The sequence below is a fragment of the Alcanivorax sediminis genome (genome assembly GCF_009601165.1).
Lineage (GTDB): Bacteria > Pseudomonadota > Gammaproteobacteria > Pseudomonadales > Alcanivoracaceae > Alcanivorax > Alcanivorax sediminis.
This window is the reverse complement of record NZ_WIRE01000001.1, coordinates 2221254-2235279: the sequence shown is the minus strand read 5'-3', so window position 1 is coordinate 2235279 and position 14026 is coordinate 2221254. Positions and strand designations below refer to the sequence as shown.

The window sequence follows — 14026 nt, the reverse complement described above, 5'->3', positions numbered from 1 at the left end:
GATGATCGCGCCCGGAGTGAGCCAATGAGCCTGATTACCTCCACCTCGCCCCACGCCTCGGTAAAGAACAACACCGGTGCATTTATGCGCCAGGTGATCTACGCCACCCTGCCCGGCCTGGCGGTGCTGACTTGGCAGTTTGGCTGGGGCAGCGTGATCAATGTGCTGTGGGCCGTTCTCGTTGCCGTGCTCAGCGAAGCCCTGTTCCTGAAACTGCGCGGCCGCAACGTGGGCTTCTATCTGAAGGACTACAGTGCGGTGCTCACTGCAGTATTACTGGCCCTGGCCTTGCCACCCACAGCACCGTGGTGGCTGACCCTGATCGGGGTGAGCTTCGCCATCATTGTGGCCAAGCAGCTTTATGGCGGTCTGGGCATGAACCCGTTTAATCCGGCCATGGTCGGTTACGTGCTGCTGCTGATTTCATTCCCGGTGGCCATGACCCAGTGGATTGCGCCGGGGGAAGCCCCCGGTTTCATGCAAAGCCTTCAGTTGTTTACCGGCCAATTGCCCGTGGACGGACTCAGTGGCGCCACCCCCCTGGACACCTTTCGCACCTGGGCCGGCAATGAATCCGAGCTGGCCTCCCATGCCATTCTGCATGGCGACATCGCCGGGCAGGGTTGGGAGTGGGTCAACCTGGCTTTCCTGCTCGGTGGCCTTTACCTGATCAGCCGCAAGATAATCACCTGGCACATCCCTGCCGGCTTTCTGGCTGGCCTGGCCATACCGGCTTTCATCGCCTGGCAAATTGATCCGGTGCGCTTTGCAGACCCGTCATTCCATCTGCTCTCTGGCGGCGCCATGCTGGGGGCCTTCTTTATTGCCACCGATCCGGTCAGTGCCGCCACGAGCCGCATGGGTCGCCTGGTGTATGCCCTGTTGATTGGTGTGCTGATCTGGGTGATTCGCAGCTTCGGCGGCTACCCGGATGCTGTAGCCTTTTCGGTGTTGCTGCTGAACCTGAGCGCTCCGTTCATTGATTACTACACCCAGCCGCGCACCTACGGTCATGACAAGCCCAATCGTGGCACGGGAGGCGCCTGATCATGATGCGTTACGCCATTACTAAAAACGCTGTAATCCTGAGCCTGTTTGCCATTGGTACCGCGGCAACACTGGCCGTCACCAACGAGCTGACCATCACAAAGGTGGAGTGCAATCGTCAGCAGGCCCTGATGTCTTCACTGAATGAAGTGATGCCTCATGATCTGCACGATAATGATTTGTTGTCCGACCGCATCACCGTCAGCGATCCCTCGCTGGGCCGCGGCGAGCAGCATATCTACCGGGCCCGACTGGGTGATAACGCCAGTGGTGCGGTGCTGGAAGCCACCGCCCCCGATGGATACGGTGGCAATATCTCGCTGATCGTGGGCGTGAACGCAGATGGCAACATCAGTGGCGTACGTGTCGTACCGCCACACAATGAGACTCCGGGTCTGGGCGACAATATCGAAACCAAGAAATCCGACTGGATCTTCAGCTTCGATGGTCGCTCCCTGAGCAACCCCGATGAGGATGGCTGGGCAGTTAAAAAAGATGGCGGTGAGTTCGACAGCTTAACCGGAGCCACCATTACCCCCCGTGCGGTGGTCGGTGCTGTGCACCGTGCCCTGAAATACTTCGACGCCAACCGCGATAGCCTGTTTGCGGCAGAAGCCGAAACCGTTGCGGCGGAGGTCTGTGATGAGTGATGTGAATTATCGCAAGATAAGCATGGATGGGCTGTGGAACAACAACCCGGCCACCGTGCAGATTCTGGGACTATGCCCGCTGTTGGCAGTCACCGGTTCCGTGGTCAACGCCCTTGGCCTGGGTCTGGCCACGCTGGTGGTACTGGTAGGCTCTAATGTCTGTGTTTCAGTGATCCGGGGCTATGTCACCGATGCCGTGCGCCTGCCCGCTTTCGTGATGATCATTGCGGCCATGACCACCGTGATCGAAATGCTGATGCAGGCCTACACGTTCGAGCTGTATGAAATCCTTGGCATCTTCATTCCTCTCATCGTGACCAACTGTACCGTCCTTGGCCGCGCGGATGCCTTTGCCAGCAAGAATCCGATCCTGCCCTCCGCCGTGGATGGCTTCATGATGGGACTGGGTTTTCTGGTGATATTGCTGATTCTCGGCGGCATGCGTGAGCTCGTCGGCCAGGGCACCCTGTTCACCAACATGCAGTTGCTGTTTGGCCCCATGGCCGCCAACTGGCAACTGAACGTGATCGAGAACTACGGCGGCTTCCTGCTCGCCATCCTGCCCCCCGGCGCGTTCCTTGGCCTGGGCTTGATCATTGCAGGCAAGAACGTGATCGACAAACGACTGAAAGAAGCCCGGAAAGCCAAAGCCGCAGACGAACCCAAGGTCAGCCGCCGGGTTCGCACCACGGGCAAGGTCAGTTAAGAGTCAGTAACGAGTTTCGAGTCGCGAGTTTCGAAAAGCAAAACCGCCATGGCTGCCCGGTTTTCGCAACTCGAAACTCGCTCCTCAAAACTTTCTCTCATCGCCAGCAGGCTGGCTCCTGCAGCAGCACTAGAGCAACAAACCCGCTACCACCAACGCCACCGCCATCAACCCGTGCGGCAGAAACACATGGCGCAGGCCGAGGATTCGGATGAGTTCTCGGGTGCCGCCGGCACGACGACTTTTCTCCCAGCTGATGGCACTCTGGAACGGGGCGATCTCATCCACTTCACCCCGAAAGTGTGCCTCGATCTTTTCGATACGGGCATAGTGCGCCGCCTGGAACGCTTTCCAGTGGCCTTCCACCAGCCAGAACATCAGGCTGCCAAATACGCCAACCCAGAGCATGCCGGGCCGGTCAAAGAAGGCCCCGGAGCCTGCGAGAATACCCGCCAGCGTGACACTCCAGGCCTTGATGGTCAGCGACTTCTGGTCAAAGGAGTCAATCAGGTTGGTGAGATGGAAGTATTCAGCTTCCAGTTGTTGGTCTTGTTGTGACATCCCTGTGCGCCCCACTTCGAATCAATCTGCTTCAGGATCAGAAAGTCTGATCAAACGCCGCCATTTAACCCTATCCACATCATGGAAACAAAGTTGCACACTGGCCCCTGCACAACCGGAGATTGCCATGTCCATTATCGCTATTCCCTCAGTCCCCCTGCCTGCCACCGTGCGGCAATCCCTGCTACCGCTGGACAGGGAGCAATGGCGCGAGCATGAGCACTTTCTTACCAGCGATGCGCGCGCATTACTGCGTAACCATGGAGCCCTGAAACGGCAGGCAAGACAGTACCATGGCGCGCTGACGCATCTGCTCAACTTGAGGGATCAGGATCTGGGCACAGGGGAAACCCAAGAGCTGGCGCAGGTCATTAAGCAACACCTGCAGGGCCTTTTGCGTAACCTGCACAGCCATCATGGCTTTGAGGACAGCAGCGTCTTTCCCGCCTTCAAGCTACAGCACCCTCGCCTCGGCGCCGCCATTGAACTCATGGAACAGGACCACCATGCCCTTGATCAGCTGCTTGAGGTTTTGCGCCTGCGCAGCCAACAATCGGCGCAGGCACTACGGTTACGTTCCGAAGTGGAGAGTGCCCGGCTAGAGGCCGATCATCTGGAGCAGATGCTGCATGGCCACATGCAAAACGAAGAGGAAATCCTGGTGCCGGTCTATCTGACCTATGGCTGAAAGCCAGTGAATCAGGGGCATCCTGTTTATTGAACACCCCAATTAACATTCTTTTGCATCTTGCCGAGAACCAATTGCACCAGCGCTGACTCAAAATCAGCAAATAACGGATAACAGGAGATTCACCATGAAAAGCGTTGCTGTTGCTACTCTCAGCCTGGCCGGTGCAGTTGCGATTGCCGGTGCTGGATATGGTGCCTACCGCGTCATGACCCCGCCTACTTCCGGTTACGCCACCGTGACCAAAGTGGAACCCATAGTGAAACGCTGGGAGGAGCCCCGCGAGACCTGTCAGGACATCACTGTCACTCACCAAAAGCCGGTGAAGGATGAGCACCGGGTAACCGGTAGTGTGGTTGGCGCCGTCATCGGCGGGGTAATCGGCCACCAGTTCGGCGGCGGCAGCGGTAAGGATGCGGCCACAGCCGGTGGTGCCATTGTCGGCGGTATCGCTGGCAACAAGGTTCAAAAAGGCATGCAGGAGAAGAACACTTACACGACCACCGAACAGCGTTGTAATACTGTCATGGAAAGCCGCAGCCGCACCGAAGGCTACGATGTGACGTATGTGTTTAACGAGGTGGAAGAGACCATTCGCATGGACAAGAAACCCGGCGAACGACTGCGTATCGAAGAGGGCCAGGTAGTCACGGCCCAGCAGTAACCCCAAGCCATGCTGAAAGCCATTTGTTCAGCAAGCTGAATCTCCCACACACAGGCCCTCGCTGATGCGGGGTCACTGGTGGGAGATTCAACTTGTTGAACGAATACGGCACCTTATCCGTAAAGGCGTCAGTACCATTTCCCAACCCCTGCTCCCCCCAGCAAGATCCGCTATACTTCTTCGCGAACTCAGGACAAGACCATGAATCGCGAGAAACGTACCGAAATCTTTTCCCGCCTGCGGGACCAGAACCCCCACCCCACCACCGAACTGGAATACAGCTCAGACTTCGAGCTCCTGGTAGCCGTGGTACTGTCCGCCCAGGCAACGGACGTGGGCGTGAACAAGGCCACTGCCAAACTGTATCCCGTGGCCAATACCCCGGAAGCCATTTATGCACTTGGGCTTGATGGCCTCAAGCAGTACATCAAAACGATCGGCTTGTTCAATTCCAAGGCAGAAAACATCATCCAGCTGTGCAGGATGCTGATTGATCAGCACGACAGCCAGGTGCCCCGCACGCGCGAAGAGCTGGAAGCCCTGCCCGGTGTTGGCCGCAAGACCGCCAACGTGGTGCTCAACACCGCCTATGGCTACCCCACCATTGCCGTGGACACCCATATTTTCCGGGTCTCCAATCGCACCCGTATTGCCCCAGGCAAAAATGTGCTGGAAGTCGAAAAAAGGCTGGTCCGGCTGGTACCGGAAGAGTTTCTGCGCGATGCTCATCACTGGCTGATTCTGCACGGTCGCTACGTGTGCACGGCCCGCAAGCCCAAGTGCGGCGAGTGCCTCATTGCCGATCTGTGCGAATTTCCACCGAGCAAACGCACGCCCTGAACCCGAACAGGGCCATAACGAAAGGATTCGTCATGAAACGCTCCCTTACCGTTCCTGCCTGCCTGCTACTTCTCTCCCCGTTTATCCAGGCCACCGAACTCACTCCCGGCCGGTGGACGCTCTCCATGGAGATGGAAGCCCCCGGCATCCCGGAAAATATGCGCACACGAGTTCAGCAAGACTGCATGAGTGCAGATGATGCCAGCGATCTTGAGGCATCCATGAAGAACAAATGGAAGGAAGATAATTGCAGCAACACCAAGCTCAAACGTAACGGCGACACCCTGACCTGGAGCGCCGACTGCACCATGCCTGGCACCTCCGCCCAAACCCGGGTATCAGGAAAGATGGTGGTGCATGACCGCAAGCACTACACCAGCGAAATGACCATGAAGGGCAACAATCAGCAGATGAAAACCCGCATCGAAGGCGAATGGGCGGGAGAGTGCGAAAATTAACTGCCCGCAATGGCGAAAGCACCACCGCGCTGGCAGGGTTTTCTTTGCAGGAGCCCATGAATGCATGGGTTCCTGCAAAGCCCTGGACCATATCGACCGATATTAGCCTGCGGCCGTGATCTCTCCGGAGAACACCTTCTCGAAAAACACCAACACCCGCTGCCAGCTGTCCTCAGACGCATTGGCATCAAACCTGGAGCGAAGCGGCGGCAACGGGCCAAGCTTCTTGAAGATGAACCCCTGGTGGTTATTCATGTAGGAGTGGCCCACGTTATCGTAGGTCTTCACATCGTGGGGCACACCCAGTTTGTCCAGATGGCTGGCGAGTCGCTCGCCGTGATCGCCATACAACACATCATCACGCCCCCAGCCCCCTACTGCCGGACAAATGCCCTCTATGCTTTTTGCCTTTTTGGGAATACCGCCGTAGAAAGGCGCCACCACCTGCACCGGCGCCTGGCTGGCATACAGCACCGCAAAGCGCCCCCCCATACAAAAGCCCATGACCCCAATCTGCTCCACCGGCTCTTCATCCTGGTCCAGTAACCAGTGTCGGCAAGCTTCCAGTTGTTCAAACGCCGGGCCTTTGCCTGTTTCATGGGCCTTCAGGGTTTTTACCACACACAGGGCCTTGCTCCCCGGCAAGTCATACAGATCCGGGACCAGCACCGGGTAACCGTTATCAGCCAGACGTTGGGCAATACGCTCAATGTCATCCGTGTAGCCAAAGATGTCGTGGATAGCGATCACTGCCGCCTTGTTCGGGTTGGCCGTGGCCGGGCGGAGCCAGCGGGCCCGCATGGTATGGCCGCCGGGGATGGGAATGCCTACGGGTTGGTTGGACATAGCAAAACCAATTAAGAGTGAATGATGGGTAGTTGATAACCAAACATGAAGACTACTACCAGCGACAAATTCTGCCCCTGTCCAACCGGGCCACTCCCTGTCCCGACTTCTAACCCTCCGTTATTCACCCGCCATGATCCTTCAGTTTTCCTGCATGGCGATGAGACGCGCCTCTTCCAGAGCCGCAGTACGATGCTTCGTGGCCTCGCGATACTCTGGATCCGCCAGCATGGACATAAAGGCCTGCTTGCTCGGGTAGCGCACCAGCAACACGCTATCCCACTGCTCCTCTTGCGGTGCGATGACACCGGCAAGGGCCCGCCCCTTCCAGACCATTTCGCCCCCGACGCCCTGCACCTTGCCGAACGCCACCTCAGAGTACTTCTGATAAGCCTCTCGGCCGCTGTAACTCGCTTCACCCTCTTTATAGCGGGCGGTTTGCCGAAAGCGCAAAAGGTTGAGCATGACGATGGGGGTATCATCGGGCAGGGAGGCCATGATGTCTGGCAACGTGGCCGGGTTGGGATCGATGATCGACGAGCTGCTCATGGGCGTTCCTCTGCATTGTTGTTGTAGGCTTGACCAACCATCTCAGGAAAATGCCATAGCGGAAAGGGTAACGGGCGACACCGATAGCGCAGATGCTGTCAGTCTGCCGACATCGCTATCTGTTCTGCCGCGCAGAGTGCCTCCAGGTCCGCGAGATGCTCGAGTGGCGCAGACAGTTGCATGGCGACCTGCTGACCGTACTCCACATTCAATACTTGTCCCTGATGTTGATCCACCCAGTGTCGCAACCGCTGCTCCAGGGAAAAATCCATGCTCAGCCGGGCATGGAGTAACGGTACATGCTCAACCCGTTCCACCTCGGCCAATACCGCTTCTGCCGCCGCAGCATAGGCTCTCACCAGTCCACCGGCCCCCAGCTTCACACCACCAAAGTACCGAATCACCACGACCAGAACATCACTCAGCCCCTTGTGCTGAATCACATTGAAGATCGGTTTTCCCGCGGTACCGGAAGGTTCGCCGTCATCATTCATGGCCGCCTGTGCCGAGGACGGATTACCCAGAAGATAGGCATAGCAGTGATGAGTGGCATCCGGATACAACTGCCGTGCTTCTTCCACCACCGCCATGGCCGCATCACGGTCGGCGACCGGCCGTAGCCAGGAGATAAAGCGGCTCTTGTTGATAATGATCTCGCGGTCCACAGGACCAGCGGGAACAGCATAACCGTTGATGGGGGCTCTCCAGACGAGGGGTTGGGTTCCTATGGTAAAGTACCCATCCCATACTTAGCTAACGGAAGCAGGCATGAACACGCCCACAGAGCCGACAGAATATCGTCTGCGCCGCCGCCGGATTCTCGCCTTCACAACGGCCATGATCATGAGCGGTGCGGTGTTTGCGCCATGGCTGTGGTCCTTGTACCAGGGCGGCAGCGTGTTCTTTCTGTTGTTTGTCGCGCTCTTCTGGCTGGCGCTGGGCCGGTTCTGCTACCAGTGGCTCGCGCCCGCGCAGGCCAACCAAAACGGGCGGCCCGAGGCCGCCCGTGAAGAGGATCAGTGATCCAGGTAGAGATAGTGTCGCCAGCTGGTCATCCTTAACAGAATCTTTCGCATCACCGCGACATGATGCACATGGTCTGAATACACCGCGGCTTGAGCGTTCATGCCCAATGGCAGGGATTCCAGTTCAGCGTTCTTATCCATTTTCAGCACCACCAGCGCTTCGTTGCTCATGTTCTGGAATGCCGCCGCACCGACCAGTTGCTGGCCCGCCGAAAGCTGGGCTTCCGCAATGGTCGGCAACACTTCGTCCACTTCTGCCGTAAACACCTGCCCCGGCAATGAGGTAAACGTGAGTTCTGCCTCATAACCTGGCTTGAGACGGAGCAGGGATTGCTGCCGGAAGGCAGCCACATAACGGCGATCCTGATGACTGATAAAATTGGCTACCGGCTTGAGAGGTAACGGAACGGCCATCATTCCGGGCTTCACTGCCAACTGGGTAACAAAGCCGTCGGTGGGCGCGCGAATGACGGTGTTATCCAGATTGAAACGTGCCTCCTCCAGCTGCGCCTTGATGGCCGCTACCGCAGGGTCGTCGCCGTTCACCTCACCACTCAACTGGGTCTCGGCCTGCTCCAGCGCCGCCTTCGCCGCCTGCAAATCGGCATTGGTGGCAATTACCCGTTCACGTTGGGTGTCCAGCTGCTGTGCGCTGAACGCGGAGGGTGCGCCCTCATAACGCTCCAGGGTGTGCACCGCCTGATCACGTTTCGCCTTGGCCTGTGCCACCTTGGCACGAGCTTGAGACACTGCAGATACATTGCCCCTGGCCAACTGGCTGGTATCCGCCAACTGCGCTTCCAGCTTGGCGACGCGAGCCTTGAAGCGGGTATCATCGATAATGATCAGGGGATCACCTTGCTTTACGGGTGTGTTGGCTTTCACCGGCACCGACACCACCCGGCCACGCACTTCAGAAACTATCGGTGTCACGATATAAATCTGGCGTACCTTGCTGGTAAAGGGATGGTTGTAGTTCATCAGTAACACCAGAGAACCAATCAGGATGATGCCGCCCAGCACGGCTGTGGGCACCGTCCACTTGTTCAGTGGCACCTTGAACACCTTGAAGATAAAAATACAAATCGCTGTGTAGGTAAGGAGCAACAAGGTTTCCATCAGCCCTGTCCCTCCAACTTCTCTTCCAGAGCAGCAATTCGCTGTGCCTGGGCATCCAGTTTTTCCTGCAGCTCTATCAGCAAGGCTTCATCGACTTTTTGCTGCTCCTGAAGGGTCTGAAATCCCCAGCCACGCTCCGGGCGATACAGGGTTGCCCAGATCCACAGGAACGGCCACAACACATGCAGTGTAAACAGGCTCACCCAGCCCGCCACATGAATGGCATCCTGATGTGGATGGTTGCGTTCTTTGGATATTTCGTAGGGGATATCGTGAATGGCAATAACGCCATAAAAGAGCACCAGCGCGACAAACACCAGCAGCCCCAGAGCAACATAGCTGAGCATGGGAAGCGTCCTTGTTGTAATCCACCGGCAATTACCCGCCGCGATTCAGCGATATTAACAAAAAGCCGTTACGGTAAAAGGCAAAGCTTACAGATTGCGGCCACACCCCCGATACTCATGCTCGTTCAGTGTCACTCGCACGGTATATTCAAAAGGGGTGTCACTCATGGTGTCCTGACAACCCTGTTCGCTGATCGACAGAGTCATCTGATGTTCTTCATCACCAGTCTGATAGCGGCTTTCCGTGCCTTCGATGGCCGGATGTACGTACGGGAGGGTGACTTCGTTACTGCCGTAATCACCCACAAAATCGATTCGCTCGTCCGGATAAATCACCGCATGCCAACCAGGTTCATTACCCATGGCCCAGAAGGACGCCCCGGCGTCACGGGCATCCTCCATGGCTGATGACATCGCAGGCGTCCTCGCAGAAGCGACTCGTTGCAGCATCAACGTGATCTCATCGGGCGCCACTTCACTGCTCAGATCCACCGGATGACGCTCTGTGGTGGTCCACAACAAGATGCCATCCGCATCCCGGATTTCGCCCCTGATCGCATAGGCCAATGGATGGCTCTGAGTCACGGCGGCCGTTCGGTAACGCAGGCTGAACGGGATCGGGATCTGCCCCGGATTATCGATATGCTCCTCTGCCAGCACCTTCATGGGGGCATCCGCACGGGATACATCTGCCAGGATCACCGTCACGGTCACATTTTCCGGCAACGCTACCCGTTCCCGATACATCACCTTGCCGCTGATCACTCGCTGCTCATCCTTCTGTGTCGTCTGCGGGTGATTGCTTTTGTCAGAAGCTGTGTTGCTGTTATCACAGCCGGGCAGTATTAGCGCGAACGCCAGTGCGACAAGCACAGCGCAGCGTTCAAACAGTCTGGAGGCAAGTGTATCGTTCATGGCATCGTCCTATCCGGGGTGTGTATCTGTCATCAGACCATCACACAGGTGGATTCATTCCGCATCGGCCATCAATTAACTGAACGCCTGCAAGCCAGTCTGGGCTCGGCCCAGAATCAGGGCATGCACATCATGGGTCCCTTCATAGGTATTGACCGCTTCCAGATTCATCACATGACGAATCACATGGTACTCATCACTGACCCCATTTCCGCCATGCATGTCCCGCGCCTGACGAGCGATATCGATGGCCTTGCCACAATTGTTGCGTTTCATCAGTGACACCATCTCCGGTGCCCACTGCCCGCTATCCATCAACCGGCCAAGCTGCAAAGCGCCCTGCAGACCAAGCGTAATTTCCGTCTGCATGTCAGCCAGCTTTTTCTGGATCAGCTGGGTTTGCGCAAGCGGGCGACCGAACTGTTTGCGATCCAGGGTGTACTGGCGTGCGGCATGCCAGCAGAATTCTGCCGCCCCCATACTGCCCCAGCTGATGCCATAACGAGCCTTGTTCAGGCAGCTGAACGGACCTTTCAAGCCTTCCACATCCAGATGATTTTCTTCCGGAACGAAACAGTCCTCCAGGACGATCTGTCCCGTCACGGATGCCCGCAGGGAGAATTTGCCTTCAATCTTTGGTGTGGAAAAACCAGCATAACCGCGCTCCACCACGAAGCCATGGATCTTGCCTTCCAGATTGGCCCACACCACGGCCACATCGGCGATGGGGGAATTGGTGATCCAGGTCTTGGTTCCGTTGAGGCGATAACCGCCGTCCACCTTTTGCGCGCGAGTGCTCATGGAACCGGGATCCGAGCCATGATCCGGCTCAGTCAATCCGAAACACCCCACCCACTCTCCGCTGGCCAGCTTTGGCAGGTATTTCATGCGCACCAGTTCGCTACCAAACGCATGAATCGGATGCATCACAAGGGAAGATTGCACGCTCATGGCGGAGCGATAACCGGAATCCACCCGCTCCACTTCCCGCGCCACCAGACCATAGCTCACATGGTTCACACCGGCGCCGCCATACTGCTCGGGAATGGTGGGCCCGAGAAAACCCAACGCCCCCATTTCATGCATGATTTCACGATGGAAAATTTCGTGGCGGTTGGCTTCCAACACCCGAGGCATCAAGCTGTTCTGACAGTACTCACGAGCCGCATCACGAATCATGCGCTCATCTTCCGTCAGCTGTGTTTCCAGCAACAGCGGGTCACGCCAGTCAAAGGCCTGCATGGGGTGTCTCCTGGTCGAAAGGCCGCGAGGCGGCAAGGTGAAGGATCAGGTAGACAAAATGCCAGAAACAGGTATGAGTTGCGAGTGGCGAGCAGGATGCTGGTGTTACGGGTGAAACAGCATAAAGGCCGGTAAAGCATCTGGAGAGAAACGGGTTTTGACGTTCGTTACTCGTCACTCGTTCCTCGCAGCTGTTTCATGCACTGAACCGCCAAACCCCGTCCACTTCCCTGCGCGCCACCCTGCCCTGCAGCATCAGACAGTTCAGGTGCGCAATGCTTTCGCCCATGGCGAACATCAGTTGCTGGACATCCAGCTTGCGATTGAACAACACCGGCAACATGTCGAACGCCGATTGAGGGTGTTGCAGGCAAGCCGCCTGCACCCGATCCAGTTGCTCTTCATGGTGATGCACCAGCGCATCCACCCTCTCCCGCAAGCCACGGAAAGGCAAACCATGGGCAGGCAATACCAGAGTGTCGTCGGGCAGGTTATCCCGCAGCGCCTCAAGGCTGTTCACAAAGTCGGTGACCGGATCCATATCCGGATCCGAGGCTCGCACATTCAGATTGCTGGAGATGGTCGGCAGCACCTGATCGCCACTGATCAGCAGGTGATCCTCTTCTCGATACAGACACAGATGCTCCGGCGAATGACCACATCCAACATGCACAGCCCAGCGCTGGCCATTGATCGTCAACGCATCCCCTGCCGCCAGAAAACAGGGATTGGCAGGCAGTGGCTGCACCACACGGCGAAACCCGTTGCCCTTGCCCGCCACCTTGTCCAGATCATCACCGCCAAGGCCATGTCTACCCAGAAAGGTACGTATTCGCTCAATGGTGTCTCTCTCGGGAGAGTCACAGATGTCATTGGCCAGCACCCACTCCCCGCGACTGATCCATACCTGCGCCCCGGTTTCCTGCTCCAGCCAGCCGGCCAGCCCAAGATGATCCGGGTGGTAGTGAGTCACGATCACCCTTGTCAGCGGTTTGCCATCCAGCTGTTCCGCCAGCACCCCCTTCCAGATTGACTGGCTCGGCCTGATGCCAAGCCCTGTATCCACCACCGTCCAGCCGCCAGTGTCTTCCAGCAACCAGAGATTGATATGATCCAAAGCAAACGGCAGCGGGAACCGCAGCCAGTAAACCCCGTCGGCCACCTTGAAACGCTGGCCGGAAGACGGCAGATCAGCAAACGGATACTGTAGAGACATAAATTACCTTCAGGTTTTCACCGCAGAGGGTTGGCAGGGCACAGGAGCAACCCCATCCCGCCCAGTTATGTACCGAGCCTTGTGTAGCTGCAACGTTTCAAAGGAGCACCATGATGCGAGCCTGGTGTATTGAGGATCGTCAACTTCAACTTGCCACCTTGCCTGATCCTGAACCGGGTCCGGACGAAATCGTCGTCACGGTCCATGCGATTGGAGTGAATCGGGCTGACCTGTTGCAGGTGCAGGGCCTCTACCCTGCCCCGCCAGGGACCGATAACCGGATTCCCGGTCTCGAATACGCGGGTGTCGTCAGTGCTGTGGGTAATCGTGTTCAGACGCGTCAAGTGGGCGACCGGGTCATGGGGCTGGTGCCGGGCTGTGCCTATGCGGAACAGATCGTCACCTACGAGCGGGAAGCCCTGCCTGTGCCAGCAGGGCTGGATTTTGCCCAGGCAGCCACCCTGCCCGAAGCCTTTCTGACTGCCTACCGGGCCCTGTTTCTGGAGGGTGGTCTGCAATCTGGTCAGTGGTGCCTCATCCGCCCGGCCACCGCCGGCGTGGGACTGGCCGCCACCCAGCTGGCCAAGGCGCTTGGAGCCCGGCCCATCGGCAGCAGCCGAGACCTTTCGCGGCTGGGCACTGCCCGGAGCCTGGGGCTCATGGCGGAGGTCACCGATGACCTCAGCCTTGCTGACCAACTGGACACCCTCACCGGGGGCGAAGGCGTAGCCGTGGTACTGGACATGGTCGGACCGGACTGGAACACCGTCCTGAAAGGGCTGCGCCCGGAGGGAACCCTGGTCAACATTGGCCTTCTCGGTGGGGTGACAACGGAGCTGAACCTGGGCAACCTGCTGATGAAACGACAAACACTGAAAAGCATGACCATGCGCAGCCAGCCGCTGGAAAACCGCATTCGCATGAGTCAGATATTCAACGACCGGCTGGCACCGCTGTTCGCTGGCGACCAGCTGTCGCCACTGCCCCTTGAGACGTTCGACTTTGCTGACGCACCCGACGCCCATGCCCATATGCGGGACAGCGACTTTAGCGGAAAGCGGGTTATTACGATCAGAGCATGAGGGCATGGAAGTACGCTGAACCGGGATATAAACACTATCCCTGCTGGCCCTGACGGCCTCAATGACCAAAA

The 14026-nt window shown here is 57.6% G+C and carries 18 protein-coding genes; 9 read left to right on the top strand and 9 right to left on the bottom strand.

Annotated features, from left to right (window positions below; all coding sequences use genetic code 11):
• The first annotated feature begins 24 nt into the window (after positions 1 to 24).
• The 3 genes from rsxD to GFN93_RS10175 are packed head-to-tail and all read left to right on the top strand — an operon-like array spanning position 25 to position 2403.
• On the top strand, positions 25 to 1047 hold the full coding sequence (gene rsxD / locus GFN93_RS10185; RefSeq protein ID WP_153500991.1) for an electron transport complex subunit RsxD: 1023 nt from the start codon (positions 25 to 27) through the stop codon (positions 1045 to 1047).
• A 2-nt stretch (positions 1048 to 1049) separates the two neighbouring features.
• The gene (gene rsxG, locus GFN93_RS10180) at positions 1050 to 1697 is read left to right on the top strand and encodes an electron transport complex subunit RsxG (protein WP_153500990.1); all 648 of its coding nucleotides are present in this window, start codon (positions 1050 to 1052) and stop codon (positions 1695 to 1697) included.
• Complete coding sequence (locus GFN93_RS10175) at positions 1690 to 2403, top strand: electron transport complex subunit E (RefSeq protein ID WP_153500989.1); 714 nt, start codon at positions 1690 to 1692, stop codon at positions 2401 to 2403. The genes rsxG and GFN93_RS10175 overlap by 8 nt, the downstream gene beginning before the upstream one ends.
• Before the next feature lie 129 nt (positions 2404 to 2532).
• On the opposite strand, the gene GFN93_RS10170 is transcribed toward GFN93_RS10175, so the two are convergent.
• A complete protein-coding gene (locus GFN93_RS10170; protein ID WP_153500988.1) occupies positions 2533 to 2964 on the bottom strand; it encodes a hypothetical protein in 432 nt (143 codons plus the stop codon).
• 127 nt (positions 2965 to 3091) lie between these two features.
• Here GFN93_RS10170 and GFN93_RS10165 point away from each other — a divergent pair, with 127 nt between their 5' ends.
• The 4 genes from GFN93_RS10165 (at position 3092) to GFN93_RS10150 (ending at position 5614) form a co-directional block, all read left to right on the top strand.
• Positions 3092 to 3652, top strand: coding sequence for a hemerythrin domain-containing protein (locus GFN93_RS10165; RefSeq protein WP_194285788.1), 561 nt, complete (start codon positions 3092 to 3094; stop codon positions 3650 to 3652).
• A gap of 127 nt (positions 3653 to 3779) precedes the next feature.
• Positions 3780 to 4316: a glycine zipper 2TM domain-containing protein gene (locus GFN93_RS10160; RefSeq protein WP_153500986.1), complete on the top strand. Its 537-nt coding sequence runs from the start codon at positions 3780 to 3782 to the stop codon at positions 4314 to 4316.
• Between the two features lie 201 nt (positions 4317 to 4517).
• Positions 4518 to 5156 (top strand): endonuclease III, encoded by a 639-nt coding sequence (nth, locus tag GFN93_RS10155; protein WP_153500985.1) that lies wholly within the window; start codon positions 4518 to 4520, stop codon positions 5154 to 5156.
• Between the two features lie 32 nt (positions 5157 to 5188).
• Positions 5189 to 5614, top strand: coding sequence for a DUF3617 domain-containing protein (locus GFN93_RS10150; RefSeq protein ID WP_153500984.1), 426 nt, complete (start codon positions 5189 to 5191; stop codon positions 5612 to 5614).
• A 102-nt stretch (positions 5615 to 5716) separates the two neighbouring features.
• Here the strand turns inward: GFN93_RS10150 and GFN93_RS10145 are convergent, their stop codons facing one another.
• From GFN93_RS10145 to GFN93_RS10135, 3 genes are all read right to left on the bottom strand, one after another.
• Positions 5717 to 6460 carry a dienelactone hydrolase family protein gene (locus GFN93_RS10145; RefSeq protein WP_153500983.1) on the bottom strand — a complete coding sequence of 248 codons (744 nt, stop codon included), beginning with the start codon at positions 6458 to 6460 and terminating at the stop codon, positions 5717 to 5719.
• A gap of 141 nt (positions 6461 to 6601) precedes the next feature.
• Positions 6602 to 7009 (bottom strand): DUF1330 domain-containing protein, encoded by a 408-nt coding sequence (locus GFN93_RS10140; RefSeq protein WP_153500982.1) that lies wholly within the window; start codon positions 7007 to 7009, stop codon positions 6602 to 6604.
• A gap of 98 nt (positions 7010 to 7107) precedes the next feature.
• On the bottom strand, positions 7108 to 7704 hold the full coding sequence (locus GFN93_RS10135) for a YigZ family protein (RefSeq protein ID WP_328594730.1): 597 nt from the start codon (positions 7702 to 7704) through the stop codon (positions 7108 to 7110).
• A gap of 73 nt (positions 7705 to 7777) precedes the next feature.
• On the opposite strand from GFN93_RS10135, the gene GFN93_RS10130 reads away from it, so the two are divergent.
• Entirely contained in the window at positions 7778 to 8032 is a 255-nt protein-coding gene (locus GFN93_RS10130; RefSeq protein ID WP_153500981.1) for a hypothetical protein, read from the top strand.
• Here the strand turns inward: GFN93_RS10130 and GFN93_RS10125 are convergent.
• The 5 genes from GFN93_RS10125 to GFN93_RS10105 form a co-directional block, all read right to left on the bottom strand.
• Positions 8026 to 9153 carry an HlyD family secretion protein gene (locus GFN93_RS10125; protein WP_153500980.1) on the bottom strand — a complete coding sequence of 376 codons (1128 nt, stop codon included), beginning with the start codon at positions 9151 to 9153 and terminating at the stop codon, positions 8026 to 8028. The two genes, GFN93_RS10130 and GFN93_RS10125, sit on opposite strands and share 7 nt — an antisense overlap.
• Complete coding sequence (locus tag GFN93_RS10120; protein WP_153500979.1) at positions 9153 to 9500, bottom strand: DUF3302 domain-containing protein; 348 nt, start codon at positions 9498 to 9500, stop codon at positions 9153 to 9155. Before GFN93_RS10120 ends, GFN93_RS10125 begins: the two co-directional genes overlap by 1 nt.
• 87 nt (positions 9501 to 9587) lie before the next feature.
• A complete protein-coding gene (locus tag GFN93_RS10115) occupies positions 9588 to 10415 on the bottom strand; it encodes a YbaY family lipoprotein (protein WP_153500978.1) in 828 nt (275 codons plus the stop codon).
• A 75-nt stretch (positions 10416 to 10490) separates the two neighbouring features.
• Complete coding sequence (locus tag GFN93_RS10110; RefSeq protein WP_153500977.1) at positions 10491 to 11657, bottom strand: acyl-CoA dehydrogenase; 1167 nt, start codon at positions 11655 to 11657, stop codon at positions 10491 to 10493.
• A 196-nt stretch (positions 11658 to 11853) separates the two neighbouring features.
• Complete coding sequence (locus GFN93_RS10105; protein WP_153500976.1) at positions 11854 to 12873, bottom strand: MBL fold metallo-hydrolase; 1020 nt, start codon at positions 12871 to 12873, stop codon at positions 11854 to 11856.
• 110 nt (positions 12874 to 12983) lie between these two features.
• Between GFN93_RS10105 and GFN93_RS10100 the strand changes: the two genes are divergently transcribed.
• Complete coding sequence (locus tag GFN93_RS10100) at positions 12984 to 13955, top strand: NAD(P)H-quinone oxidoreductase (protein ID WP_235901782.1); 972 nt, start codon at positions 12984 to 12986, stop codon at positions 13953 to 13955.
• The last annotated feature ends 71 nt before the right edge of the window (positions 13956 to 14026 follow it).